Source organism: Streptococcus sp. 20925_1_24, assembly GCF_041432335.1.
Lineage (GTDB): Bacteria > Bacillota > Bacilli > Lactobacillales > Streptococcaceae > Streptococcus > Streptococcus mitis_BM.
On sequence record NZ_JAPVZM010000007.1, the window covers coordinates 1 to 25,505 of the forward strand.

General features: G+C 40.7%; 23 protein-coding genes, 1 tRNA gene, 1 other RNA gene and 4 pseudogenes. 26 read left to right on the plus strand and 3 right to left on the minus strand.

Annotation, left to right across the window (positions count from 1 at the left end; translation table 11 throughout):
• Window positions 1-3 precede the first annotated feature (3 nt).
• Window positions 4-77, plus strand: a tRNA-Asn gene (locus tag O3650_RS04565).
• An 87-nt stretch (window positions 78-164) separates the two neighbouring features.
• On the opposite strand, the pseudogene O3650_RS04570 reads toward O3650_RS04565, so the two are convergent.
• Window positions 165-320: pseudogene (locus O3650_RS04570) on the minus strand (transposase); the annotation flags it as partial.
• 652 nt (window positions 321-972) lie between these two features.
• On the opposite strand from O3650_RS04570, the gene comW reads away from it, so the two are divergent.
• The 16 genes and pseudogenes from comW (at window position 973) to O3650_RS04650 (ending at window position 13,493) form a co-directional block, all read left to right on the plus strand.
• Window positions 973-1,209, plus strand: coding sequence for a sigma(X)-activator ComW (gene comW, locus O3650_RS04575; RefSeq protein ID WP_000940045.1), 237 nt, complete (start codon window positions 973-975; stop codon window positions 1,207-1,209).
• 230 nt (window positions 1,210-1,439) lie between these two features.
• Window positions 1,440-2,726: an adenylosuccinate synthase gene (locus O3650_RS04580; protein ID WP_153193746.1), complete on the plus strand. Its 1,287-nt coding sequence runs from the start codon at window positions 1,440-1,442 to the stop codon at window positions 2,724-2,726.
• 199 nt (window positions 2,727-2,925) lie between these two features.
• Window positions 2,926-3,393 (plus strand): tRNA adenosine(34) deaminase TadA, encoded by a 468-nt coding sequence (gene tadA, locus O3650_RS04585; RefSeq protein WP_153193738.1) that lies wholly within the window; start codon window positions 2,926-2,928, stop codon window positions 3,391-3,393.
• Between the two features lie 32 nt (window positions 3,394-3,425).
• Window positions 3,426-3,523, plus strand: an RNA gene (ffs, locus tag O3650_RS04590) — signal recognition particle sRNA small type.
• 56 nt (window positions 3,524-3,579) lie between these two features.
• Window positions 3,580-4,023 (plus strand): dUTP diphosphatase, encoded by a 444-nt coding sequence (locus O3650_RS04595; protein WP_101782686.1) that lies wholly within the window; start codon window positions 3,580-3,582, stop codon window positions 4,021-4,023.
• Window positions 3,983-4,540 (plus strand): histidine phosphatase family protein, encoded by a 558-nt coding sequence (locus O3650_RS04600; RefSeq protein ID WP_371491691.1) that lies wholly within the window; start codon window positions 3,983-3,985, stop codon window positions 4,538-4,540. Before O3650_RS04595 ends, O3650_RS04600 begins: the two co-directional genes overlap by 41 nt.
• A 13-nt stretch (window positions 4,541-4,553) precedes the next feature.
• Window positions 4,554-5,915: a DNA repair protein RadA gene (gene radA / locus O3650_RS04605; protein ID WP_080566762.1), complete on the plus strand. Its 1,362-nt coding sequence runs from the start codon at window positions 4,554-4,556 to the stop codon at window positions 5,913-5,915.
• 72 nt (window positions 5,916-5,987) lie between these two features.
• Entirely contained in the window at window positions 5,988-6,485 is a 498-nt protein-coding gene (locus O3650_RS04610) for a carbonic anhydrase (RefSeq protein WP_004237611.1), read from the plus strand.
• A 24-nt stretch (window positions 6,486-6,509) separates the two neighbouring features.
• Window positions 6,510-7,325: a PrsW family intramembrane metalloprotease gene (locus O3650_RS04615; protein WP_203175755.1), complete on the plus strand. Its 816-nt coding sequence runs from the start codon at window positions 6,510-6,512 to the stop codon at window positions 7,323-7,325.
• Window positions 7,326-7,469: 144 nt separating this feature from the next.
• Window positions 7,470-8,438 carry a ribose-phosphate diphosphokinase gene (locus O3650_RS04620; protein ID WP_000010167.1) on the plus strand — a complete coding sequence of 323 codons (969 nt, stop codon included), beginning with the start codon at window positions 7,470-7,472 and terminating at the stop codon, window positions 8,436-8,438.
• 116 nt (window positions 8,439-8,554) lie between these two features.
• Window positions 8,555-9,466: an Rpn family recombination-promoting nuclease/putative transposase gene (locus O3650_RS04625; RefSeq protein ID WP_203175754.1), complete on the plus strand. Its 912-nt coding sequence runs from the start codon at window positions 8,555-8,557 to the stop codon at window positions 9,464-9,466.
• A gap of 11 nt (window positions 9,467-9,477) precedes the next feature.
• Window positions 9,478-9,888: pseudogene (locus O3650_RS04630) on the plus strand (hypothetical protein); the annotation flags it as partial.
• Window positions 9,889-10,326 (plus strand): annotated as a pseudogene (locus O3650_RS04635) (hypothetical protein); the annotation flags it as partial.
• Window positions 10,327-11,425: 1,099 nt separating this feature from the next.
• Window positions 11,426-11,680 (plus strand): annotated as a pseudogene (locus O3650_RS04640) (N-acetylmuramoyl-L-alanine amidase family protein); the annotation flags it as partial.
• A gap of 217 nt (window positions 11,681-11,897) precedes the next feature.
• A complete protein-coding gene (locus O3650_RS04645; RefSeq protein WP_153193733.1) occupies window positions 11,898-13,283 on the plus strand; it encodes an N-acetylmuramoyl-L-alanine amidase family protein in 1,386 nt (461 codons plus the stop codon).
• Between the two features lie 93 nt (window positions 13,284-13,376).
• Entirely contained in the window at window positions 13,377-13,493 is a 117-nt protein-coding gene (locus O3650_RS04650; protein ID WP_261034378.1) for an LPXTG cell wall anchor domain-containing protein, read from the plus strand.
• A 140-nt stretch (window positions 13,494-13,633) separates the two neighbouring features.
• Here O3650_RS04650 and O3650_RS04655 read toward each other — a convergent pair whose 3' ends face one another.
• A complete protein-coding gene (locus O3650_RS04655) occupies window positions 13,634-14,569 on the minus strand; it encodes an Rpn family recombination-promoting nuclease/putative transposase (RefSeq protein ID WP_371491693.1) in 936 nt (311 codons plus the stop codon).
• A 147-nt stretch (window positions 14,570-14,716) separates the two neighbouring features.
• Here O3650_RS04655 and polA point away from each other — a divergent pair, with 147 nt between their 5' ends.
• The gene (polA, locus tag O3650_RS04660) at window positions 14,717-17,350 is read left to right on the plus strand and encodes a DNA polymerase I (RefSeq protein WP_371491695.1); all 2,634 of its coding nucleotides are present in this window, start codon (window positions 14,717-14,719) and stop codon (window positions 17,348-17,350) included.
• 84 nt (window positions 17,351-17,434) lie between these two features.
• A complete protein-coding gene (locus O3650_RS04665) occupies window positions 17,435-17,872 on the plus strand; it encodes a CoA-binding protein (RefSeq protein WP_153193729.1) in 438 nt (145 codons plus the stop codon).
• A gap of 31 nt (window positions 17,873-17,903) precedes the next feature.
• On the opposite strand, the gene O3650_RS04670 is transcribed toward O3650_RS04665, so the two are convergent.
• Window positions 17,904-18,914: a YeiH family protein gene (locus O3650_RS04670; protein WP_153193728.1), complete on the minus strand. Its 1,011-nt coding sequence runs from the start codon at window positions 18,912-18,914 to the stop codon at window positions 17,904-17,906.
• Between the two features lie 479 nt (window positions 18,915-19,393).
• Here O3650_RS04670 and O3650_RS04675 point away from each other — a divergent pair, with 479 nt between their 5' ends.
• From O3650_RS04675 to O3650_RS04705, 7 genes are all read left to right on the plus strand, one after another.
• On the plus strand, window positions 19,394-20,563 hold the full coding sequence (locus O3650_RS04675; protein WP_153193727.1) for a pyridoxal phosphate-dependent aminotransferase: 1,170 nt from the start codon (window positions 19,394-19,396) through the stop codon (window positions 20,561-20,563).
• Window positions 20,560-21,330, plus strand: a complete 771-nt coding sequence (gene recO, locus O3650_RS04680; RefSeq protein WP_203175743.1) for a DNA repair protein RecO — start codon at window positions 20,560-20,562, stop codon at window positions 21,328-21,330. Before O3650_RS04675 ends, recO begins: the two co-directional genes overlap by 4 nt.
• The gene (gene plsX / locus O3650_RS04685; protein WP_049551062.1) at window positions 21,327-22,319 is read left to right on the plus strand and encodes a phosphate acyltransferase PlsX; all 993 of its coding nucleotides are present in this window, start codon (window positions 21,327-21,329) and stop codon (window positions 22,317-22,319) included. The genes recO and plsX overlap by 4 nt, the downstream gene beginning before the upstream one ends.
• A gap of 5 nt (window positions 22,320-22,324) precedes the next feature.
• A complete protein-coding gene (locus O3650_RS04690; protein ID WP_000136445.1) occupies window positions 22,325-22,558 on the plus strand; it encodes an acyl carrier protein in 234 nt (77 codons plus the stop codon).
• A gap of 169 nt (window positions 22,559-22,727) precedes the next feature.
• The gene (locus O3650_RS04695; RefSeq protein ID WP_203175741.1) at window positions 22,728-23,579 is read left to right on the plus strand and encodes a C40 family peptidase; all 852 of its coding nucleotides are present in this window, start codon (window positions 22,728-22,730) and stop codon (window positions 23,577-23,579) included.
• A gap of 112 nt (window positions 23,580-23,691) precedes the next feature.
• A complete protein-coding gene (locus O3650_RS04700; protein WP_203175740.1) occupies window positions 23,692-24,861 on the plus strand; it encodes an N-acetylmuramoyl-L-alanine amidase family protein in 1,170 nt (389 codons plus the stop codon).
• Between the two features lie 152 nt (window positions 24,862-25,013).
• Window positions 25,014-25,148, plus strand: coding sequence for a ComC/BlpC family leader-containing pheromone/bacteriocin (locus tag O3650_RS04705; RefSeq protein ID WP_203175739.1), 135 nt, complete (start codon window positions 25,014-25,016; stop codon window positions 25,146-25,148).
• Window positions 25,149-25,505: the final 357 nt, after the last annotated feature.

Below are 25,505 nucleotides of genomic sequence, written 5' to 3' on the forward strand. Positions count from 1 at the left end.
TATTCCGCCATAGCTCAGTTGGTAGTAGCGCATGACTGTTAATCATGATGTCGTAGGTTCGAGTCCTACTGGCGGAGTAGTTAGTTAAAGGAGGTTTCAGCCTCTTTTTTATTATGTAATTAATAATCTAGGCTTTTTTCAACTGTAGTGGGTTGAAGAAAAGGCTAAGATCGAGAAAGGACACATTTCGTCCTTTCTTTTTTGATATTCAGAGCGATAAAAATCCTTTTTTTGAAGTTTTCAAAGTTCCGAAATCCAAAGGCATTTCGCTTGATAAGTTTAATGAGATTATTAGTCGCTTCTAATTTGGCGTCGTAATATGAAGTCTCTTCAAAGCAGGTAGGAGTTGCATTTTGAACCACTTTATAAATAGGAGCTATAAACTCTCCCTCTACTTTTCCTGAAACAATTGAAGTCCGCTCAAAACGCCGTCTGATAATATTTTCATAGACTTTCTCCTCTCTAGGAGCCCGTGCATCATAAGGACGATAGAGGTAGGGGGCGATTCCCGTTTCGTCAATATAGTAGATTGGAACTAGAATAGTATGTTACAACTGCTAAAAATATTTCTAGAAATTAATTTGACTTTCCTAATCGATTTATTCATCTCTTATTTCAATTTACTAGATATGCATAGCTTTATTATAACATGCGCATTTTAAACTAAGCGACTATACAAAATTAAGCATACCATCAGCTATTATAGATAATGCAAAATTACATAGATTTGAATATCTGATAATATGAGTTTTTCTTATTTTAAGATTTTTTCCTCAGTCTCTTTTAGTATTTAACGCAGTCAATAAGGTTTTTATCAAAGTCTAATTTAGGTAGTAAATTTATTTCTATTCTGTCAACTTTTCCTATTTTTTCTCTTGTTGAGGTTGGTATTTTAACAATTCAGGAATTATTAATGATTAATTAAAATTTTTTGTTAGAATAAGATCATAAAAAGTAAAGGAGTGTATGCTTATGCTACAAAATATTTATGATCAGATGACTGATTTCTATGACAGTATCGAAGAAGAGTATGCTACTTTCTTTGGTAATAGTTGGGACTGGGAACATTTTCATTTTAAATTTTTGATTTATTATTTAGTTAGATATGGTATTGGGTGTCGTAGGGATTTTATTGTTTACCATTATCGTGTTGCTTATCGTTTGTATCTTGAAAAGATGATAATGAAACAAGGTTTTATTTCTTGTTGAGATAGTCTGAGTTAATTTCCGAACAAACCTACTTTTTTATGGCAATATAACAATAAATAGCTGGTAATTTTTCTAAAACATTTTTTAATAGTTGGAAATAGCAAATCTTTCTATTGTTTCTTCTTGATAAAAAGGCGATTTTTTCTTATAATAAATTGTAAGATATAATTGCAGGTGAGAGTCCTGCCATGTATGTGAGAAAGGAAGAGCCTGAGGGCTCAGACAAGATTATGACGTCAGTTGTTGTTGTAGGTACCCAATGGGGTGATGAAGGTAAAGGAAAGATTACAGACTTCCTTTCAGCGAATGCAGAAGTGATTGCACGTTACCAAGGTGGTGATAATGCAGGTCACACGATTGTGATCGATGGTAAGAAATTTAAGTTGCACTTGATTCCATCTGGGATTTTCTTCCCTGAAAAAATCTCTGTTATTGGGAATGGTATGGTTGTAAATCCTAAATCTCTTGTAAAAGAGTTGAGCTATCTTCATGAGGAGGGGGTGACAACTGATAACTTGCGTATTTCTGATCGCGCGCATGTTATTTTACCTTATCATATCGAGTTAGACCGTTTGCAAGAAGAAGCTAAGGGCGACAATAAGATTGGGACTACAATTAAGGGAATTGGTCCAGCTTATATGGACAAGGCTGCTCGTGTTGGGATTCGTATTGCAGATCTTTTGGATAAAGATATTTTCCGTGAGCGTTTAGAACGTAACCTTGCTGAAAAGAATCGTCTTTTTGAAAAATTGTATGACAGTAAAGCTATTGCTTTTGAGGATATTTTTGAAGAATATTACAAATATGGTCAACAAATCAAGAAATATGTGACAGATACATCTGTTATCTTAAATGATGCGCTCGATAATGGCAAACGTGTGCTATTTGAGGGTGCACAAGGTGTTATGCTAGATATTGACCAAGGTACTTATCCATTTGTTACATCATCAAACCCTGTAGCTGGTGGTGTGACCATTGGTTCAGGTGTCGGTCCAAGTAAGATTGACAAGGTTGTAGGTGTATGTAAAGCCTATACGAGTCGTGTCGGAGACGGTCCTTTCCCAACTGAGTTGTTTGATGAAGTGGGAGAACGTATCCGTGAAGTCGGTCATGAATATGGTACAACAACTGGTCGTCCACGTCGTGTGGGTTGGTTTGACTCAGTTGTGATGCGTCATAGCCGTCGCGTTTCTGGTATTACTAATCTTTCATTGAACTCTATCGATGTTTTGAGTGGTTTAGATACAGTGAAAATCTGTGTGGCCTATGATCTTGATGGTCAACGTATTGACTACTATCCAGCTAGTCTTGAGCAATTGAAACGTTGCAAGCCTATCTATGAAGAGTTGCCAGGTTGGTCAGAAGATATTACTGGAGTTCGTAATTTGGAAGATCTTCCTGAGAATGCGCGTAACTATGTTCGTCGTGTGAGTGAATTGGTTGGCGTTCGTATTTCTACTTTCTCAGTAGGTCCTGGTCGTGAACAAACAAATATTTTAGAAAGTGTTTGGTCCTAAGAGATTTTTAAGATTTGTTTAAGATAGGTCGGGTATACTATAGACAGTTACAAGAAGACCTCCTAACTTGTTGTAACAAATATCCTAAACTTTTCTTTTTCATAATAATCTCCCTATAAAGTCACCGCATTCGGTGGCTTTTTTTGTCTTGGGATTCATGATATAATAATAAAACTGACAAGTAGGAAAAGGTAAATTGATGAATTATACAGTTGAAGAAAAAGAAGTCTTTATGAGGGAGGCCTTGAGAGAGGCTGAGATTGCTCTTGAACACGATGAAATTCCAATTGGTTGTGTGATTGTCAAGGACGGAGAAATCATTGGCCGTGGGCATAATGCGCGTGAGGAATTACAGCGAGCGGTTATGCATGCGGAGATTATGGCCATAGAGGATGCGAACTTGAGTGAGGAGAGCTGGCGCTTGCTGGACTGCACACTTTTTGTGACCATTGAGCCTTGTGTCATGTGTAGTGGGGCGATTGGACTTTCCCGTATTCCAAACGTGGTCTATGGGGCTAAAAACCAGAAATTTGGCGCTGCTGGGAGTTTGTACGATATCTTGACAGATGAGCGTCTCAATCACCGTGTGGAGGTTGAAACGGGAATTTTGGAAGATGAATGCGCAGCTATTATGCAGGATTTTTTTAGAAATAGACGGAAAAAATAATTTTGCTTTTAAAATGAATAGGAATGTGATATAATAAATAGTGGAGCAACAGTTCTGCGTGAAGCGGGTCAGGGGAGGAATCCAGCAGCCCTAAGCGATTTGAATTGTGTGCTCTTTTTTTCATGCTTTTTGCGAATAAATAAGATAGAATAATCTAGAATAAATGATAATAGAAAAGAGAAGATGATGAAAATTCGTGGTTTTGAATTGGTTTCGAATTTTACAGATGAAAATTTATTGCCCAAGCGTGAGACAGCGCATGCGGCTGGTTACGACTTAAAGGTTGCTGTGCGTACAGTTATAGCTCCAGGAGAGATTGTATTAGTTCCGACAGGGGTTAAGGCTTATATGCAGCCGACTGAGGTTCTCTACCTCTATGATCGTTCTTCAAACCCTCGTAAGAAGGGCTTGGTTTTAATTAACTCGGTTGGGGTCATTGATGGGGATTATTATGGAAATCCTGGGAATGAAGGGCATATTTTTGCTCAGATGAAGAATATTACAGATCAAGAGGTTGTTCTTGAAGTTGGAGAACGTGTTGTCCAGGCTGTCTTTGCTCCTTTCTTAATTGCAGATGGAGATGCGGCTGATGGCGTGCGGACTGGTGGATTTGGATCGACTGGGCACTAGAATGAAGATTATCTTTGTACGTCACGGGGAGCCAGATTATCGTGAGTTAGAGGAGCGTTCTTATACGGGATTTGGGATAGATTTGGCACCCTTGTCTGAGAAGGGACGGCAGCAAGCTCAGGAACTGAGCACCAATCCTTTACTCCCTTCAGCTGAAATAATCATATCTTCTGCAGTCACAAGAGCTTTAGAAACGGCTTCTTATGTGGTTTGTGCTACTGGACTTCCTTTGAGAGTGGAGCCATTATTGCATGAATGGCAGGTCTATGAAAGTGGCACAGATAATTTTGAAACGGCTAGAAGACTATTTCTAGAAAATCATGGGGAGTTACTTCCCAATAGTCCTATTCAGTATGAGACAGCTGCGGAGATGAAGTCTCGTTTTCTAGAATGCATGGCTAAATATCGAGATTATCAGACCGTGATAGTGGTGACCCACAACATGCTCATGCGCCAGTTTGTGCCAGACGAGAAGATTGATTTTTGCCAAGTAATTGAGTGTGAGTTAGAGATATAGAAAGAGGTTTATCATCGCAAAGAAAAAAGCGACATTTGTATGTCAAAATTGTGGGTATAATTCCCCTAAATATCTTGGGCGTTGTCCAAACTGTGGGTCTTGGTCTTCTTTTGTAGAAGAGGTTGAGGTTGCCGAGGTAAAGAATGCGCGTGTGTCTTTAACAGGTGAGAAAACCAAGCCCATGAAACTGGCTGAAGTGACCTCCATCAATGTCAATCGAACCAAGACAGAGATGGAGGAATTCAACCGTGTACTTGGAGGCGGAGTGGTGCCGGGAAGTCTTGTCCTCATTGGTGGGGATCCTGGAATCGGGAAATCAACCCTTCTCCTACAAGTCTCAACCCAGTTGTCCCAAGTGGGGACGGTTCTCTATGTCAGTGGGGAGGAATCTGCCCAGCAGATTAAGCTAAGAGCAGAGCGATTGGGTGATATTGATAGCGAGTTTTATCTCTATGCAGAGACCAATATGCAGAGTGTTCGAGCTGAGGTGGAGCGCATCCAACCAGACTTCCTCATTATTGATTCCATCCAGACTATTATGTCTCCTGAGATTTCAGGGGTGCAGGGATCTGTTTCTCAAGTGCGTGAGGTAACCGCTGAGCTTATGCAGTTGGCTAAGACCAACAATATTGCCATCTTTATCGTAGGTCATGTGACCAAGGAAGGAACCTTAGCTGGGCCTCGTATGTTGGAGCATATGGTGGATACAGTGCTTTACTTTGAAGGAGAGCGCCACCATACCTTTCGTATTTTGAGAGCGGTCAAAAACCGTTTTGGCTCCACTAATGAGATTGGGATTTTTGAGATGCAGTCGGGTGGTCTGGTTGAGGTCCTCAATCCGAGTCAAGTTTTCCTAGAAGAGCGTTTGGATGGAGCAACTGGTTCATCAATCGTTGTGACCATGGAAGGGACGCGTCCGATTTTGGCGGAAGTTCAGGCTTTGGTGACACCGACCATGTTTGGAAATGCCAAGCGTACTACGACAGGACTTGATTTTAATCGTGCTAGCTTGATTATGGCTGTTTTGGAAAAACGGGCCGGTCTTCTCTTGCAAAATCAGGACGCCTATCTTAAATCTGCTGGCGGTGTCAAATTGGATGAACCTGCTATTGACTTGGCCGTTGCGGTTGCTATTGCTTCGAGCTATAAAGACAAGCCAACCAACCCTCAGGAATGTTTTGTGGGAGAACTGGGCTTGACGGGAGAGATTCGTCGTGTGAATCGTATCGAGCAACGTATCAATGAAGCTGCTAAACTGGGCTTTACTAAGATTTATGTACCCAAGAATTCCTTGACAGGAATCACTCCGCCCAAGAAAATTCAGGTTATTGGGGTAACAACGATTCAGGAAGTTTTAAAAAAGGTCTTTGCATAATCCGTGACAAATCCTTTTAAAAATGATAAGATAGGAGAAATATTTGACTATCAAATTTTCGAGGAGGGAATCGTGTCGTATTTTGAACAGTTTATGCAAGCCAATCAGGCTTATGTTGCCCTACATGGGCAGTTAAATCTGCCACTTAAACCCAAAACAAGAGTGGCTATTGTGACCTGTATGGACTCTCGTCTGCACGTTGCGCAAGCTCTGGGCTTGGCACTTGGGGATGCTCATATCTTGCGGAATGCAGGTGGTCGAGTGACTGAGGACATGATTCGTTCGCTAGTTATTTCCCAGCAACAAATGGGGACAAGAGAGATTGTGGTGTTACACCATACAGACTGTGGTGCTCAGACCTTTGAAAATGGTCCTTTTCAGGAGTATCTGAAAGAGGAACTAGGTGTCGATGTGTCAGACCAGGATTTCTTGCCCTTCCAAGATATAGAGGAGAGTGTACGTGAGGATATGCAACTCCTTATCGAGTCTCCCCTAATACCAGATGATGTCATTATCTCTGGTGCTATTTACGATGTGGATACAGGAAGTATGACAGTCGTAGAATTGTAAAAAATTCATTTAGAAAGAAAGTGTATGAAGAAAAACAGTATTTTATTTATTTTTATTTTATTGCTATGTATTGGTTTGCAGTATGAAACCATCTATTATACGGATGGTTCGATGTCAGCTGCGGAATATGGACTAATGGGAGTTTCTATCTTTCTAGCTCTCTTTTACATGATTCCGGCTCTTTATTTCCTTTTCCGTTTTGGGAAAAAATGGGAATTGCCAAAGAAGGCCTTGATTCTGTCTTTATTGGGAGGGATGTTCTTCTCAGGATGGTTGTCTAGTTTTGCTAATACCTATATCCATGATTTGCTGGGTATTCTTTTCCCAGATAGTGCATTTTTAAATGCCTTTGAAAGTGCGATTGTGGCTCCTTTGGTAGAAGAGCCCTTGAAATTATTGCCACTTGTTTTTGTTTTAGCTTTGGTTCCTGTGCGAAAATTAAAATCTTTGTTTTTATTAGGGATTGCTTCTGGTTTGGGATTTCAAATGATTGAGGATATTGGCTACATTCGTACGGATTTGCCAGAGGGCTTTGACTTTACTATTTCGAGAATTTTAGAGCGTATCATCTCAGGAATTGCCTCTCACTGGACTTTTTCAGGTTTGGCTGTAGTGGGTGTTTACTTGCTTTACAGAGCCTATAAAGGGCAGAAGGCTGGCAAGAAAGAGGGGCTTATTTTCCTAGGTTTAGCCTTGGGAACTCACTTCTTATTTAACTCTCCTTTTGTAGAATTAGAGACAGAGTTGCCATTAGCGATTCCAGTGGTTACGGCTATTACTCTCTATGGTTTTTATCAGGCTTATCGCTTTGTTGAGAAGAACGATGAGATAATGAACTAGAATATTTTTCAAAAGAATGATGCAAGGGTACAAATATGGTGCCCTTCTTTTATTTTTGATTGAAAAATAGTGTAAAAAGCGCTACAATGGTAGATGGAAAATCTTGTGAAAAGCACAAGTGATACATATATACCGGAGGAAATCATGTCTTTTTCTGATTTAAAGCTGTTTGCCCTTTCTTCTAATCAAGAATTGGCAAAACGTGTGGCGCAGGAGATTGGGATAGAGTTGGGGAAATCAAGTGTTCGCCAATTTTCAGATGGAGAGATTCAGGTCAACATCGAAGAATCAATCCGTGGGAAACACGTCTTTATCCTACAATCAACTAGTTCGCCTGTAAATGACAATCTGCTTGAAATTTTGATTATGGTAGATGCTTTGAAGCGTGCGAGTGCAGAATCTGTCAATGTTGTCATGCCTTACTATGGGTATGCACGTCAGGATAGAAAGGCGAGAGCGCGTGAGCCAATCACTTCAAAACTTGTCGCAAATATGCTTGAAGTAGCTGGAGTGGATCGTTTGTTGACCATCGACTTGCATGCTGCGCAGATTCAAGGATTCTTTGATATTCCTGTGGATCATTTGATGGGTGCTCCTCTGATTGCGGATTATTTTGAGCGTCGTGGTATGGTTGGTTCTGACTATGTGGTTGTCAGCCCAGACCATGGAGGGGTGACTCGTGCCCGTAAGTTGGCAGAATTTTTGAAAACATCTATCGCTATCATTGATAAACGTCGTAGCGTTGATAAGATGAATACTAGTGAAGTCATGAACATCATCGGTAAGGTCGAAGGCAAGACTTGTATCTTGATTGATGATATGATTGATACTGCTGGAACGATTTGTCATGCGGCAGATGCCCTTGCGGAAGCTGGTGCTGTTGAAGTCTATGCAAGCTGTACGCACCCAGTTCTTTCTGGTCCTGCTATGGACAATATCCAAAAATCAGCTATTAAGAAATTGGTTGTTTTGGATACCATCTATCTGCCAGAAGAGCGTTTAATCGATAAGATTGAGCAGATTTCAATCGCTCATCTACTGGGTGATGCTATTGTACGTATCCATGAAAAACGCCCACTTTCTCCACTTTTTGGTATTGAGAAAAAGATTTAATGATCAAGCCTGAGATAATTCTCAGGTTTTTTTCGTCTCTTTTCCGAATAAATAGATAGTAGCAGAGAATCTAGTAAATCTAGATTAAAAAATGTGCTATAATGAAAGGAGGAAGTATGACTGTACGTCATCCGGGCATCAGCCCGACTAACGACTTGGTAGCTAAGAAAATCTTTAGCAATCCAGAAATCACTTGTCAATTTATTCGCGATATGTTGGATTTACCAGCCAAAAATGTAACCATTTTGGAGGGGAGCAATATTCATGTCTTGCCATCCCTGCCTTACTCGGCTCAGGATTTCTATACCAGTATAGACGTCTTGGCGGAGTTGGATAATGGTACGCAAGTAATTATTGAAATTCAAGTTCATCATCAGAATTTTTTCATCAATCGCCTGTGGGCTTACCTGTGCAGTCAGGTCAATCAAAACCTAGAAAAAATTCGTCAACGAGAAGGTGATACACACCAGAGTTACAAACACATCGCACCAGTTTATGCAATCGCTATTGTAGATAGTAACTACTTTCAAGATGATCAAGCTTTTCATAGCTTTAGTATGCGAGAGGATACGACAGGTGAGGTTTTAACCATCACCAATAATGGACAGGAACACCATCTGATCAAGATGGCATTCTTGGAATTAAGAAAGTACAGAGAAACCAGCAAGGATAGTGTTCGCAAGCCGTGGTTGGAGTTTTTTGGTAACAAGCCTTTTACCCAGCAACCTGAGCGAGCCATCAGCCAAGCAGACCAACTGCTGGACTACAAGAGCTGGTCTGAGGAGGACAGGAAAATGTTTAGTCAACTACGTATGCGAGAAGAACAAGCGTTATTGGCTCAGGATTATGCCTTGGAACAAGCTGAAGAAAAAGGCTTAGAACGTGGTCGAGCAGAAGGTATTGAACAAGGTTTAGAACGTGGGAAACTCTTTGCCTTCCTGGATATGGTCCGCCAAGGTCTTCTGACATCTGAGGTAGCTAGCCAGCAATTGGGCATGACAGTCGCTGAGTTTGAGGCGTTGTTGTAAGACTAGCACTAATAGTCAAGATGGCATTCTTGGAATTAAAAAAATACAGAGAAACCAGCAAGGATAGTATTCGCAAGCCGTGGTTGGAGTTTTTCGGGAACAAACTTACCCAGCAACCCGAGCGAGCCATCAGCCAGGCAGATCAACTGCTGGACTACAAGAGCTGGTCCGAGGAGGACAGGAAAATGTTTAGTCAATTACGTATGCGAGAAGAACAAGCCTTGTTAGCACAGGACTATGCCTTGGAAACAGCTAGGGCGGAAGGTATCGAACAAGGTCTTGAACAAGGTTTAGAACGTGGGAAACTTTTCGCATTTCTAGATATGGTTCGCCAACATGTTTTAACTTCCGAATTTGCGAGTGAACAATTGGGCATGACCGTTGCTGAATTTGAGTCACTATTGAAAGAGCATCACAAATAAGAACTAAAAAAATACAGAGAAACCAGCAAAGATAAGGTTCACAAACCGTGGTTGGAGTTTTTCGGGAATAAACCCTTTACCCAGCACCCCCAGCGAGCCATCAGCCAAGCAGACCAACTGCTAGACTACAAGAGCTGGTCCGAGGAGGACAGGAAGATGTTTAGTCAACTACGTATGCGAGAAGAACAAGCCTTGTTGGCACAGGACTATGCCCTGGAAACAGCTAGGGCTGAAGGTATTGAACAAGGTCTTGAACAAGGTTTAGAGCGTGGCCGTGCAGAGGGCATTGAACAGGGACTGGAGCGTGGACTTGAACGTGGGAAAGTTGAAGGAAGTTTGTCTATGCTACTAAATCTAGTTCGCCAACATCTCCTGACTTCCGAGATAGCAAGCCAGCAATTGGGCATGACTGTCGCTGAGTTTGAGGCTTTACTGTGAGTTCGATCTTTCATCTAATAGTAGGAAGTTGATGAAATAGCAAGTGTTATCAAAATACTTGCCGTTTTTACTTGACTTTTACAAGGGTTTGTAAGATAATACCAAGGAAGTAAGTTCTGTCTAACTATCTATATAGTTTGGATATAAAAGATATCATCTGAGGGATGAGTGTTTGCGAAATGTCAACTTGGCGGCTAGAGTCTTTCAGGGGAATTTTTTCGCGAGTTAGTTTTCTTCTCCTTTTTTTGAAGAAATAGGTAAAAAGTTTAAAAAACATAAGAAAACTCTTGACAAATCCTGCAAATATTTATATACTGTATGGTAGTAAGATAGTCTTACGAAAAATAATATAATGAAAAATAAAGGAGATAAAACGATGAAAAAAGTTTTATTGACAAGCGCAGTCGCTCTTGCAGCATTTGGTACTGTACAAGCTGTTTCAGCTGAAAACCTAGTTCTTAAACCTGGTATGGTAGACCCAAAAACAGGTAAGATTGTAACAGATACAGGTGTACAAAACAAAAATGATGCTAAATACAAAGATGCTTTTGTTAACGGTAAATTGGATGTAAATAATCTTCCAGCATACTCACGCTTTGGTGCTTTTGATATTAAAAAAGCTTCAGTTACTCCAGTTGCTGAAGTAAAAGACAAAGGTGAACACTATGTTCGTGTAAACGTTGTAGATGGTAAAGGAAACCCAATCCCAGGTGTAGCTATTGATTTTGCAGTTACGACTGATAAAGGTGTTGTATATGTAACAGTTACTACAGATGAAGCAGGATCAGCTATTGTAACAAAAACAGTTAAAGTTCCAGTTGATGCAGCTGGAAATAAAGTAGACGCTGAACTCCCAGTAAGTTTCGCTGAAGGAACAGTAGTAAAATATCGTCTAGTGAAATCTTACGCTTCAGATGGTAAGGATGTAGAATTTAAAGGTGAATTCAAAGTTTCTGGTGATTTGTATACAAATGCAAATATCATTATCAATGAAGTTCGTCATACAGATGTAACATTCCAAGGGCAATCTACTGAAACACCTGCTAAAAAAGCAGAATGGATTCAATCAGGTTCTCGCTGGTGGTACAAACACGCTGATGGTTCTTACACAACTAACGGTTGGGAAAAAATCAACGGAACTTGGTACTACTTCGACCAAGCTGGTTGGATGGCAACTGGTTGGGTTAAAGACAACGGAACTTGGTACTACCTTGAAAACTCAGGTGCTATGAAAGCTAGCCAATGGTTTGAAGTTGGTGGTAAATGGTACTACGTAAACGGTTCAGGTGCCCTTGCAGTTAATACTACTGTAGATGGTTACACTGTAAACGGAAACGGTGAATGGGTTAAATAAGTAATTATTTAATATCGCAGGAGATGAATCTCCTGCTTTTTTTGTTGCCTCCTTGTCAACTGTAGTATACTGAGTTTTGGAAATAAATTAAATACTCTTAATATTTCTATTTTTTTACTTTTAAATTTTCTACACTTTTTATGTTTTTTATTGCACTAATTATAGAAAAGGGATATAATGAAATAAATTTAATAGGTTAATAAAGGAGGTTTTTCTTATGAAGAAAACACTTACAGGTATCTTGCTAGCAACTTCAGTGCTAGCTATGGCTGCAGTTCAGCCAGTAAGCGCTGCAAGTACGGGAACTGGTACATCGTCTACAGGTGCTCAATCGACTTCATCATTTAAGGAAATTCATTTTGTGACATTCCAAAATGGTAGACCAGTTGATATCAAAGCAGCGGTTACAGGAACAGCAACATCTGATACAAGTCATCCAGCTATTGATAACTATATGTACACTACTAGCAGGGTAGAAGATGGTATTCTTTACCACATGTATGCGCCTACTAGTACCTCGGGTAATACTAGCAATACCTCTCAAACAAACCCATATCGTAGAGATAATAACCAAACTAATGGTAGTCATGCCAATCAAAACAACGGTAGTGCTAATAGTGGGGGAAGTAGCAACCAGACTAATGGAAATGTAGCTAATAACGGAGCTAATACCAATCAGAACAATAGTGCTACTACTAACAATAGCACAAGTAGCGGTCAGTTTAAAGCAGAGGGTGGTAAAGTCTACTATATCAAGGATGGTAAAAAAGTTACTGGTTGGCAAAAGATTGATGGTAAGACCTACTACTTTGAAACTGATGGAGTAATGAAAAAAGGCCTACTAACCTTAGGTGATAAACAATACTACTTAAATGAAAAAGATGGTTTCAAACAGTTGGGATTGGTAAAAGTTGCTGATAAGACTTATTATTTCGTTGAAAATGGTGAGAAGAAAACTGGATTTATCAAAATAGATGAAAAAACTTACTATCTAAAAGATGGTGTTCTGACACCAAATATTGCTGTAATTGATGGTAAAAAATTCTTTATTGATAATGAGGGAAATCGCTCTGTTGGATGGAAGAAAATTGACGGTGACTGGTATTATTTCTCTAAAGAAGATGGAATGAAGACAGGTTGGCTTAAAGATGGCTCATGGTATTACTTGGATGAAACTGGTGTGATGAGAACTGGTTGGAAACAAGTTGATGGCAATTGGTATTATTTAAACGATTTAGGTGCCATGCAAACTGGTTGGAAACTTATAAATGGTAGTTGGTACCATCTCGACAGTTTAGGTAAAATGAGTACTAGATGGATAAAAGAAAATGGTACATGGTATTATCTAGATGGCTCAGGTGCTATGCAGACAGGTTGGAAACTTGTAGATGGTAAGTGGTATTACCTTAATGATTCAGGTGCTATGAAAACTGGCTGGTTGAAACAAGGTGGTACATGGTATTATCTTGATGGTTCAGGCGCTATGAAGACTGGTTGGTTCAAAGTAGATGGTAAGTGGTACTATGCTTATAGCTCAGGTGCCCTTGCTGTTAGCACTACAATCAATGGTTACACAGTAAATGCTAACGGTGAGTGGGTGTAGTTTGAATTTATTTATGTCACTAGGAGATTTTTAGCTTAGTTTTTTATAGCAGATACTTGCTGATATAATACTTATCAAGCTTAAGCTACAAAAATAGAAGACAAGAAAGAACTTCCAAATACTAGTGGAAAAGATAATGTTGTGGTTACATCATTAGGATTCCTTGGATTATTCTTTGGTGCACTTCCATTTGTGAAACGCAAAAACTAATTAGTTGAAGATATAAAAGAGAAGGATTTATGACCTTCTCTTTTTGTGATATGGACTATAGTGAGAGTTCTATTGAAAAGAAGAAAAAAGTGAACAAAACGATGTTTCAGCGTTGTTCACTTTTATGTTATTCTATAAACTTACAATAGTTCTTCAAATTCAGAGACAGTTATTTCCAACTGCTCACTCGCAACCTCTGAAGCCAGAAGGCCTTGACGGACTAGATTTAATAGCATAGACAAACTTCCTTCAACTTTCCCACGTTCTAAACCTTTTTCAATACCTTCCGCTCGGCCTCGTTCCAGTCCTTTTTCAATGCCTTCCGCCCTAGCTGTTTCTAAAGCATAGTCCTGTGCTAACAAGGCTTGTTCTTCACGCATACGTAGTTGGCTAAACATCTTCCTGTCCTCCTCGGACCAGCTCTTGTAGTCTAGCAGTTGGTCTGCTTGGCTAATGGCTCGCTCGGGTTGTTGAGTAAAGGGCTTGTTCCCGAAAAACTCCAACCACGGTTTGCGAACCTTGTCTTTGCTGGTTTCTCTGTATTGTTTTAATTCCAAGAATGCCATCTTAACCAGATGGTTTTCTTGTCCATTGTTTGTGATGGTTAAGACCTCACCTGTCGTATCCTCTCGCATGCTAAAGCTATGAAAAGCTAGGTCATCTGAGAAATAATTGCTATCCACAATAGCGATTGCGTAAACTGGTGCGATGTGTTTGTAACTCTGGTGTGTACCACCTTCTCGTTGGCGAATTTTTTCTAGGTTTTGATTGATCTGACTGCACAAATAAGCCCACAGGCGATTGATGAAAAAATTCTGATGATGCACCTGAATCTCAATAATTACTTGAGTACCGTTGTCCAACTCCGCCAAGACATCTATACTAGTGTAAAAATCCTGAGCTGAGTAAGGTAGGGAAGGTAAGATGTGAATATTGCTTCCCTCTAAAATAGTTACATTTTTAGCTGGTAAATCCAGCATATCGCGGATAAACTGACAAGTGATTTCTGGATTGCTAAAGATTTTCTTAGCTACCAAATCATTGGTTGGGCTAATGCCCGGATGTCTTAGAATCATCCTTTTCCTCCTTTTATTATACCACAGTTTTAAATCTAGGTTTACTAGATTCACTGCTACTATCTATTTATTCGGAAAAAGTTTGAAAAATACTTGCTCTAGCTCTTTCCAATGGTATTTTTCCCTGCTTTCCTTTATAATGGGTGTATGGATAAGAAAAAATTATTATTGATTGATGGGTCTTCTGTTGCTTTTCGAGCATTTTTTGCGCTCTATCAGCAGTTGGACCGTTTTAAGAATGCGGCTGGATTGCATACCAATGCGATTTATGGCTTTCAGTTGATGTTGAGCCATTTGTTGGAGCGGGTTGAACCTAGTCATATTTTGGTGGCTTTTGATGCGGGAAAGACGACCTTCCGTACAGAGATGTATGCGGACTATAAGGGTGGTCGGGCTAAGACTCCGGATGAGTTTCGTGAGCAATTTCCTTTCATTCGTGAGTTGCTGGATCATATGGGGATTCGTCATTATGAGTTGGCTCAGTATGAGGCGGATGACATCATTGGGACGCTGGATAAGCTAGCAGAGCAGGATGGTTTTGATATTACCATTGTCAGTGGGGACAAGGACTTGATTCAGCTGACGGATGAGCATACGGTAGTTGAAATTTCCAAGAAAGGTGTGGCTGAGTTTGAGGCTTTTACGCCAGATTATCTCATGGAAAAGATGGGCATTACACCAGCTCAGTTTATCGATCTCAAGGCGCTCATGGGTGATAAGTCGGATAATATCCCTGGGGTTACTAAAATTGGTGAAAAGACGGGTATCAAGCTCTTGCTGGAGCATGGTTCACTCGAGGGAATTTATGAGAATATCGATGGGATGAAGGCTTCTAAGATGAAGGAAAATCTCATCCATGATAAGGAACTGGCCTTTTTGTCGAAAACACTAGCGACCATTGATACCAAGGCACCGATTGAGATTGGTTTGAAGGATTTGGTCTATAGTGGTCCAGATGTGGAAAATCTTGGAAAATTCTACGATGAGATGGGTTTCAAACAGCTCAAGCAGGCTTTAAATGTGTCGTCAGCTGATGTGGCTGAGAGTTTGGATTTTACTATTGTTGACCAAATTAGTCAAGATATGCTGAGTGAAGAATCTATCTTCCATTTTGAGCTTTTTGGTGAGAATTACCATACGGATGATTTGGTTGGATTTGCTTGGTCTTGTGGGGATAAACTTTATGCTACAGACAAGCTTGAACTTTTGCAAGAGCCGATTTTCAAGGATTTTCTAGAAAAAACACCTCTGAGAGTGTATGACTTTAAGAAGGCTAAAGTTCTCTTGAATCGCTTTGGTGTGGATTTGCAAGCGCCTGCTTTTGACAGCCGTTTGGCTAAATACCTCCTTTCGACTGTGGAGGACAATGAAATTGCGACCATCGCGAGTCTTTATGGTCAGACTTACTTGGCCGATGATGAGACTTTCTATGGTAAGGGAGTCAAGAAGGCCATTCCTGAACGCGAGAAATTCTTGGAGCATTTGGCGCGTAAACTTGCTGTTTTGGTCGAAACAGAGCCTGTTTTACTTGAAAAACTCAGTGAAAATGGTCAATTAGAGCTTCTTTATGATATGGAGCAACCTCTAGCTTTTGTCCTTGCCAAGATGGAAATTGCTGGGATTACGGTCAAGAAAGAGACTTTGTTTGAAATGCAGGCTGAAAATGAGCTTGTCATTGAAAAACTGACTCAAGAGATTTATGAACTGGCTGGTGAAGAGTTTAATATCAACTCGCCTAAGCAGTTGGGCGTGCTTCTCTTTGAAAAATTGGAACTTCCTCTAGAATACACTAAGAAAACCAAGACTGGATATTCGACAGCGGTGGATGTCTTGGAACGCTTGGCTCCTATTGCGCCAATTGTTAAGAAAATCCTGGATTACCGTCAGATTGCCAAGATTCAATCGACTTATGTGATTGGCTTGCAGGACTGGATTTTAGCAGATGGTAAGATTCATACTCGTTATGTGCAGGATTTGACCCAGACCGGGCGTTTGTCTAGTGTGGATCCAAACTTGCAAAATATTCCTGTGCGTTTGGAGCAGGGCCGTCTCATTCGTAAGGCTTTTGTGCCTGAGTGGGAGGATAGTGTGTTGCTCAGTTCGGATTATTCACAGATTGAATTGCGCGTTTTGGCGCATATTTCTAAGGATGAGCACTTGATTAAGGCCTTCCAAGAGGGGGCAGATATCCATACTTCGACAGCCATGAGGGTCTTTGGCATTGAGCGTCCTGAGGATGTGACTGCAAACGACCGTCGCAATGCCAAGGCGGTTAACTTTGGAGTGGTTTACGGGATTTCAGACTTTGGCTTGTCTAATAATTTGGGCATTAGCCGTAAGGAAGCCAAAGCCTACATTGATACCTACTTTGAACGTTTCCCAGGCATTAAAAACTACATGGATGAAGTGGTGCGTGAGGCGCGTGATAAGGGCTATGTAGAGACACTTTTCAAGCGTCGTCGTGAGTTGCCAGATATCAATTCTCGCAACTTCAACATTCGTGGTTTTGCGGAGCGGACAGCTATCAACTCTCCTATACAGGGTTCGGCGGCAGATATTCTCAAGATTGCCATGATTCAGCTAGACAAGGCTCTAGTTGAAGGTGGTTATCAGACTAAGATGCTTCTGCAAGTGCACGATGAAATCGTCCTTGAAGTTCCTAAATCTGAATTAGCAGAGATGAAAAAATTGGTCAAACAAACCATGGAAGAAGCCATTCAACTCAGTGTTCCCCTCATCGCAGATGAAAATGAAGGGGCAACCTGGTACGAGGCTAAATAAAAAGGGGGCTAGTCCTCCTTTTTTATAGTAGAATTATGCAAGCCTTTTCAAAATATGCTATACTGATGAAAAAGGAGGATTTCTATGAGTCAAGAATTTATCAATCCAAGTGATGGCGTGATTCGTCAGTATCTCGCAACGAGTAAAACCCTTGCTGTGGTGGGCTTGTCTGACCGTGAGGAAACAACTAGCAATCGAGTGACCAAGGAAATGCAGGCTCGGGGTTATAAAATTATCCCAGTCAATCCCAAGGCGGCAGGTGGCGAAATCTTGGGTGAAAAGGCTTATGCTAGTATAGCAGAGATTCCTTTTCCTGTAGATATTGTCAATGTTTACCGTCGCAGTGAGTTTCTGCCAGATGTGGCGCGTGATTTTCTCAAGGCTGATGCCAAGATTTTTTGGGCACAGCTAGGACTTGAAAGTCTAGAAGCGGAAGAAATCTTGCGTGCTGGTGGATGTGATGATATCGTGATGAATCGTTGCATCAAGAGAGAACATACACGCTTGATTGAGGAAGCATAAGAAAAAGGTAGCTGGTGGGCTACCTTTTGTGTTAGAAAATGCCGATAAGGGTCTGCATACCAAGACTGGTGAGGATGATGGCAATCCAGCAGATGGCTCCGAGAATAATGGATTTTCCACTGGATTTGACCATAGCGACCAGATTAGTTTTGAGACCGATAGCACTCATGGCCATGATAATGAGGAATTTGGAGAGTTGTTTGAGAGGGGTAAAGAAACTACTGGACACACCGAGAGAGGTCAGGAGGGTAGTTAGAAGAGATGCGAGGATAAAGTAAAGGATAAAAAGTGGGAAGACTTTTTTCAGTTGCAAGCCTTGCTTATTTTTTTGTTGGCGACTTTGCCAGTAGGAGAGAAAGAGAGTGATGGGGATGATAGCTAGGGTGCGCGTGAGTTTGACAATGGTTGCGGATTCGAGGGTATTAGTCTGGTAGAGACTGTCCCAGGCGCTGGCGGTAGCCGTTACAGAGGAAGTATCATTGACCGCAGTTCCTGCAAAGAGGGCGAAGCCGTCATTGGATAGATGAAGCCAGGTACCTAGCGTTGGAAAGATGAGCGCAGCCAAGACATTGAAGAAAAAGATAACGGAGATGGCTTGGGCTACTTCCTTTTCCTTGGCATGGATAACGGGCGCTGTCGCCGCAATGGCAGAACCACCACAGATAGAAGAACCTACTCCAATCAAGGTAGCCAGTTTTGTATCCAGTGAAAAGAAACGCTGGAAGAGGAAGGCAACAATCAAGGCTATTGAAATGGTGGACAGGATGACAGGGAGTGAAGATTGTCCGACTGCGAAGACTTGCGAGATATTGAGACCAAAACCAAGCAAGATAACGGCATACTGGAGCAATTTCTTGGAACTAAAGGTCAATCCAGCATCCAGTTGTTTATATGACGAGAGAAAGGGATGTAGGAGCATGCCCATAAAAATCGCAAAAACGGGTGCACCAATAACAGGAAAGAACCCACCTAAGTACCAAGATAGAATAGAAATGAGAAGGCAGGCCAAGATGCCTGCTCCATTTTTTGATAGAAATGACATAAAAACCTCCAAATAGAATCTGTTACCATTATAGACCTGTAAACAGGAAAAGTAAAATAGAAAGTGGAGCTAACAATTATTTGACAAGTAGTGCTAATTATGTAATAATAATCCTACAAGAACTGTAACGAAGTCTTGGCAAAAACAAAAATACCAGAGCTCCACCTCTGGTATTTCTTTTTGTCCAGTTACATTAAAACTAAACTCAGGTTATATTTTTTTGTCGCGCTTATCTAACCACTTTCTGACTATCCACTCAGAAATGACATTACCGGTAATAGTAATCAGTAATGGTGCTAGAATAACTGTAACGAAGATTAGCAAAAACTCACCTCCAAACTAAGTTCGTTAGTGGAGTTGCGACAAATCCATTTTAACATACTTCAATTTGTCATGCTAGCGTTATTCTATCATGTATTTTTGCGGTCGGGGGGCTTTTGTAGTATAATAGAGATACGTTTTTACAGTAGGAGGTATCTATGGACTTAACTAATCGCTTTAATAAACAGTTAGATAAGATTCAAGTTTCGTTGATTCGTCAGTTTGACCAGGCTATTTCGGAGATTCCTGGGGTCTTGCGTTTGACCTTGGGGGAACCTGATTTTACAACGCCAGACCATGTCAAGGAGGCAGCCAAGCGAGCGATTGATCAGAACCAATCCTACTATACAGGGATGAGTGGTCTGCTGACTCTACGTCAGGCGGCCAGTGACTTTGTTAAGGAAAAGTACCAACTGGACTATGCTCCTGAAAATGAAATCTTGGTTACAATTGGGGCGACAGAGGCTTTATCTGCTACTTTGACAGCTATTTTGGAAGAGGGAGACAAGGTGCTCTTGCCAGCTCCTGCCTATCCAGGTTATGAACCGATTGTTAATCTAGTTGGGGCAGAGGTTGTCGAGATTGATACGACTGAAAATGGGTTTGTCTTAACTCCTGAAATGTTGGAGAAGGCCATTTTGGAACAGGGAGACAAGCTCAAGGCGGTTATTCTCAACTATCCGGCTAATCCGACAGGAATTACCTACAATCGAGAGCAGTTGGAAGCCTTGGCAGCTGTTTTACGCAAATACGAAATTTTTGTTGTCTGTGATGAGGTTTACTCAGAATTGACCTACACAGGCGAAGCCCATGTGTCTCTAGGAACGATGTTGAGAGACCAGGCTATTATTATCAATGGTTTGTCTAAATCGCATGCTATGACAGGTTGGCGTTTGGGGTTGATTTTCGCTCCTGCGGCCTTCACAGCTCAGTTGATTAAGAGTCACCAGTACTTGGTTACTGCCGCAAATACTATGGCTCAACATGCTGCGGTGGAAGCTTTGACGGCTGGTAAAAACGATGCGGAACCGATGAAGAAGGAATACATCCAGCGTCGGGACTATATCATCGAAAAAATGACTGCTCTTGGTTTTGAGATCATCAAACCAGACGGTGCCTTCTATATCTTTGCTAAGATTCCAGCTGGCTACAATCAAGATTCCTTTGCTTTTCTGAAGGATTTTGCTCAGAAGAAGGCCGTTGCCTTTATCCCTGGTGCAGCCTTTGGGCGTTACGGGGAAGGTTATGTTCGCCTATCTTATGCAGCCAGCATGGAGACTATCAAAGAAGCCATGAAACGACTTGAGGAGTACATGAGAGAAGCATGATTCAGCCTATCACGAGTCAAGGCTTGGTGCTCTACAATCGCAATTTTCGTGAGGATGACAAGCTCGTCAAGATTTTTACAGAGCAGGCTGGCAAGCGCATGTTTTTTGTCAAACACGCTGGCCAGTCTAAGCTGGCGCCGGTTATTCAGCCCTTGGTGCTAGCACGATTTCTCTTGCGAATCAATGATGATGGGCTCAGTTACATTGAGGACTATCATGAGGTGATGACTTTTCCCAAGATTAATAGCGATCTCTTTGTCATGGCCTATGCGACCTATGTGGCAGCTCTTGCCGATGCTAGTTTGCAGGACAATCAGCAGGATGCTCCCTTGTTTGCTTTTTTGCAAAAGACTTTGGAGTTGATGGAAGCAGGTTTGGATTATCAGGTTTTGACCAATATTTTTGAAATTCAAATCTTGACCAGATTTGGAATCAGCCTCAATTTTAATGAGTGTGTCTTTTGTCATCGGGTCGGTCAGGCTTTTGACTTTTCTTTCAAATATGGAGCCTGCCTCTGTCCAGAGCATTATCATGAAGATGAGAGACGTTGCCATCTCAATCCCAATATCCCTTATCTGCTCAATCAATTTCAAGCCATTGATTTTGAGACTTTGGAGACCATTTCGCTCAAGCCTGAAATCAAGCAAGAGTTACGCCAATTTATGGATCAACTCTACGAAGAGTACGTTGGGATTCACCTAAAATCAAAGAAATTTATTGATTCCCTAGCAGACTGGGGACAATTACTAAAAGAGGAAAAGAAATGAAAAAAATTGCAGTAGATGCTATGGGGGGAGATTACGCACCTCAGGCCATCGTTGAGGGAGTCAATCAAGCCCTAGCTGACTTTTCAGATATTGAGGTTCAACTCTACGGAGATGAAGCTAAAATCAAGCAATATCTGACAGCGACAGAGCGCGTCAGCATTATCCATACGGATGAGAAGATTGATTCAGACGATGAACCTACGAGAGCTATTCGAAAGAAGAAAAATGCCAGTATGGTATTGGCGGCCAAGGCTGTCAAAGAGGGTGAAGCAGACGCTGTTCTCTCGGCTGGGAATACAGGTGCTTTGTTGGCAGCAGGATTCTTCATCGTGGGTCGTATCAAGAACATTGATCGCCCTGGGCTTATGTCGACCTTGCCGACTGTAGATGGGAAGGGATTTGACATGCTGGACCTCGGTGCCAATGCGGAAAATACAGCCCAGCACCTCCATCAATATGCGGTTCTAGGTTCCTTCTATGCTAAAAATGTCCGTGGCATTGCGCAACCACGTGTTGGCTTGCTCAATAACGGAACAGAGAGTAGTAAGGGCGACCCGCTTCGCAAGGAAACCTATGAATTATTAGCGGCTGATGAAAGTTTGAATTTTATCGGAAATGTGGAAGCGCGTGATTTGATGAATGGCGTTGCGGATGTTGTTGTGGCAGATGGTTTCACGGGAAACGCTGTGCTCAAATCCATCGAAGGGACAGCCATGGGAATCATGGGCTTGCTCAAGACAGCTATTACAGATGGTGGTCTTCGAGCGAAACTAGGCGCACTCCTTCTCAAGGATAGCCTCAGAGGTTTGAAAAAACAGCTCAACTACTCAGATGTTGGTGGAGCGGTCTTGTTTGGTGTTAAGGCACCGGTTGTCAAGACTCATGGCTCAAGTGATGCCAAGGCTGTTTATAGTACAATTCGCCAGATTCGTACCATGCTAGAGACAGACGTAGTTGCCCAGACTGCGCGTGAATTTTCAGGAGAATAAAAGAGATGACAGAAAAAGAAATTTTTGACCGTATTGTGACCATTATCCAAGAGCGACAGGGAGAGGACTTTGTCGTGACAGAATCCTTGAGTCTTAAAGACGATTTGGATGCGGACTCAGTCGACTTGATGGAGTTTATCTTGACGCTGGAAGATGAATTTAATATCGAAATCAGTGATGAGGAAATTGACCAACTCCAAAGTGTAGGAGATGTGGTTAAAATCATTCAAGCAAAATAGAAATCGGAGTTCCAAGGCACTTGCTTTGGAATTTTTCTTTGGCTTAAGTGACCGTTTAGGAACAGATTTAGTCTTTCTAGGGACAGGAGAAATCTGAGGACAAATAAGGGATATAATGAAATCAGAAAAATCAATCTCCAAAAAGGAGATAAAAGAAAGGATTTTCACGATGAAAAAATATCTTTATTCTAGTTTGTTAGTTCTTGCAGGAGGCGTTCTCCTAGCAAATACTACGGTAGCCTATGCTGATTCCCCATCAGCAAGTGAGAAAGAAGCGATTGCTCAATTAGTTAATCAAGGCAAGATAAAAGCTGAAGAAGCTGATCAAGTAAAATTGATTGGTTTTGAAGATAAAGAAACTCAAGCAGAGGGCAATCAAGAGAAGAAAGCTTTCAATCAATATCGTGATCCTAAAGGAACATGGATGCAAACCAATGGTAAATGGTGGTTTAAATACGGTTCAGGTGGGTATGCTAAAAATTGGGAACAATTAGATGGCAAGTGGTACTATTTTGATGACCAAGGATGGATGAAAGAAAATACTTGGATTCAACCTGATGGCAATTATTACTACTTATCTGCTAGTGGTGCTATGGTCACTGGTTATCAACGTGTGAATGGTACACCATATTTCTTTAGAGAAAGTGGTGTATGGGTAGAAAATCGTGGGCAAGCTCTTGGTGAATATGCAAAGACATTTGTAGGAAAAATCCCATATGTTTGGGGTGGGGCAGATTTGAATAGTGGCGTAGATTGCTCAGGATTTACGATGGCTATTCATGCTAAGTTTGATATTAGTATTCCTAGAGTAACCTATGGTCAAGCAACAGGAGGAAGTTATGTAAGTAATGGTTCTCAACAAGCTGGAGATTTGATTTTGTATAATAGTGAAGGGACAAATGACCATGTAGGTATTTATGTTGGTGGCGGAAAGGTAGTTCATGCTCCGTATCCAGGTCAATATGTTTCTTATATGGATCAATACGGTATTACTCAAAATACAATTCGTAGATATTGGTAATATTGTCTAATCTTTCACAATATTATTGACTTTGATTATGAAAAGTATTAGAATATAGCTAAATAAAGAGGGGAAGCCCTCCTGTAGCTATTCAATAAAGGAGGAATTGGCTATGAAAAAATCTAAACTACTCACTCTTGGTCTGCTTGTAGGTGCTGGTCTGCTTTTGTCAATCAATCAAGCACAAGCTGCAGATACTTGGGTTAAAAATGGTGCTGACTGGAATCTTTCACAAGATGGTAGTCTAGCTAAGGATAAATGGGTACAAAATGCTGGCTCATGGTATCACTTCGACAGCACTGGTAAAATGCAGACAGGCTGGCTCAAAGACGGCAATACTTGGTATTCTCTAGCAGATAGTGGTGCTATGCGCACAGGCTGGTACAAGGAAGGAAATACATGGTACTCACTAGCAGATAGTGGTGCTATGCGCACAGGTTGGTACAAAGAAGGATCTACATGGTATTACCTCAAAGGCAGTGGCGCTATGGCAACAGGATGGGCGACTCCAAATGGTAAATGGTCTTACTTTGAAAAATCAGGTGCTATGGTCGCAGATAGAGCTGTTCCAGCCAGTGATGGGGAAAGTTATGTCATTGGTAAGGATGGTTATCTAGCAAATAGAAAAGATGCTGGATACAATATTCATGATATTGTCAAACTTGGAGATGGGCAAGAATATTTGCTAAATGCTAAAGGTGACGATGTTATTATTGAAAAAAATGCTTGGTATATCAGACCAGAGTTCAAGAAGTTTTCTAATAAATATGGAGATGAGGTTGCAAATACTACCTTAGCTTTAGTGGATAATAAAGAAGAAGGACAAGAAATTGATCCTAAGGCAGTTGTACAGAACTTCCAAAACTTACCAAATCGCTACTACTTTGATGAAAATGGACATCGTGTGATTAATATCCCAGCAATGACAACCTATTCAGAGATTAAAAAAGTTGGCAATGATGTCTATTTAGAAAATCCAGGTGCACGACTTCGTCTTGGGGCTACCCACTTTACAATCAATAACAATAAACTATACTATTTAGAAAATGAGAAAGGTAAGCTCAAAACAGGTTACTTTGTATTGATTGATGATGGAGCAACCACTACTCACCATCACATTCTAGCCTATGCGGATCAATCTGGTGAGATTCTTAAGATGAAACGCTTACCATCAGGAGTTTCAGATTATCTTGATAAAGAAATTGATGGTTTATATGGTGAAAAAATTAAAATTGAATCTCCACACTCAAACGAATATTATAAAGTGGTTGTGGTTAAATAAAAATAATATCTTCACAACTAATTGTTAACACTCTAACCAATATACCATTTTCAGGAGGCTTTAGATTTCTTGTATTTTAAAAGGAAACTAAAGCCTTTTGTAGATGGAACAGGGGATAGAGTTATCTATAAAATAATGAAAAGGAGTCAGTCATGGAAATGAAAAATACATTTGTAGAATTAGAACAATTTGAAGAGTTAACCCCAGAGGTATTGGAGGAAGTGAATGGTGGAGGGATTTTTGAAGATATTTACCATTGGCTACATCTACTCCCAGAGCCAAGATAGTATTTTGATTAAAATGTGTTAACTAAACAGATTTATGATTATATTACTTGAATTTTTAGTGTTTATATTGATTTTAATCAATATTTTAGCTCCTCCGATTTATCTAGGTAGTCAACTCTCTAAAGCATTTTATGACAAACGCTCTATATTTCTTTGGGTAGTTTTTCAGCTATTTGCTACCTTCGTTTTTCCGAGTTTCTTGCATGTTGCCAATTTATTATTCTTTTATATAATATTTTGGATTGTGTTAAAGAAAAAGAAGAAGGAAGCTCTCTTTCTTGCCCTTTATCTATTTATGTTTTATCAAAGTATTCGATATTTGGTTTTGACATTTATAATACGATTGATATTTGACTA

What these genes read in the sequence shown, in the direction of transcription:
- comW (WP_000940045.1), top strand. Translation starts at nt 973, where the DNA reads ATGCTACAAAATATTTATGATCAGATGACTGATTTCTATGACAGTATC.
- O3650_RS04580 (WP_153193746.1), top strand. Translation starts at nt 1,440, where the DNA reads ATGACGTCAGTTGTTGTTGTAGGTACCCAATGGGGTGATGAAGGTAAA.
- tadA (WP_153193738.1), top strand. Translation starts at nt 2,926, where the DNA reads ATGAATTATACAGTTGAAGAAAAAGAAGTCTTTATGAGGGAGGCCTTG.
- O3650_RS04595 (WP_101782686.1), top strand. Translation starts at nt 3,580, where the DNA reads ATGAAAATTCGTGGTTTTGAATTGGTTTCGAATTTTACAGATGAAAAT.
- O3650_RS04600 (WP_371491691.1), top strand. Translation starts at nt 3,983, where the DNA reads ATGGCGTGCGGACTGGTGGATTTGGATCGACTGGGCACTAGAATGAAG.
- O3650_RS04615 (WP_203175755.1), top strand. Translation starts at nt 6,510, where the DNA reads ATGAAGAAAAACAGTATTTTATTTATTTTTATTTTATTGCTATGTATT.
- O3650_RS04620 (WP_000010167.1), top strand. Translation starts at nt 7,470, where the DNA reads ATGTCTTTTTCTGATTTAAAGCTGTTTGCCCTTTCTTCTAATCAAGAA.
- O3650_RS04625 (WP_203175754.1), top strand. Translation starts at nt 8,555, where the DNA reads ATGACTGTACGTCATCCGGGCATCAGCCCGACTAACGACTTGGTAGCT.
- O3650_RS04645 (WP_153193733.1), top strand. Translation starts at nt 11,898, where the DNA reads ATGAAGAAAACACTTACAGGTATCTTGCTAGCAACTTCAGTGCTAGCT.
- O3650_RS04655 (WP_371491693.1), bottom strand. Translation starts at nt 14,569, where the DNA reads ATGATTCTAAGACATCCGGGCATTAGCCCAACCAATGATTTGGTAGCT.
- polA (WP_371491695.1), top strand. Translation starts at nt 14,717, where the DNA reads ATGGATAAGAAAAAATTATTATTGATTGATGGGTCTTCTGTTGCTTTT.
- O3650_RS04665 (WP_153193729.1), top strand. Translation starts at nt 17,435, where the DNA reads ATGAGTCAAGAATTTATCAATCCAAGTGATGGCGTGATTCGTCAGTAT.
- O3650_RS04670 (WP_153193728.1), bottom strand. Translation starts at nt 18,914, where the DNA reads ATGTCATTTCTATCAAAAAATGGAGCAGGCATCTTGGCCTGCCTTCTC.
- O3650_RS04675 (WP_153193727.1), top strand. Translation starts at nt 19,394, where the DNA reads ATGGACTTAACTAATCGCTTTAATAAACAGTTAGATAAGATTCAAGTT.
- recO (WP_203175743.1), top strand. Translation starts at nt 20,560, where the DNA reads ATGATTCAGCCTATCACGAGTCAAGGCTTGGTGCTCTACAATCGCAAT.
- plsX (WP_049551062.1), top strand. Translation starts at nt 21,327, where the DNA reads ATGAAAAAAATTGCAGTAGATGCTATGGGGGGAGATTACGCACCTCAG.
- O3650_RS04690 (WP_000136445.1), top strand. Translation starts at nt 22,325, where the DNA reads ATGACAGAAAAAGAAATTTTTGACCGTATTGTGACCATTATCCAAGAG.
- O3650_RS04695 (WP_203175741.1), top strand. Translation starts at nt 22,728, where the DNA reads ATGAAAAAATATCTTTATTCTAGTTTGTTAGTTCTTGCAGGAGGCGTT.
- O3650_RS04700 (WP_203175740.1), top strand. Translation starts at nt 23,692, where the DNA reads ATGAAAAAATCTAAACTACTCACTCTTGGTCTGCTTGTAGGTGCTGGT.
- O3650_RS04705 (WP_203175739.1), top strand. Translation starts at nt 25,014, where the DNA reads ATGGAAATGAAAAATACATTTGTAGAATTAGAACAATTTGAAGAGTTA.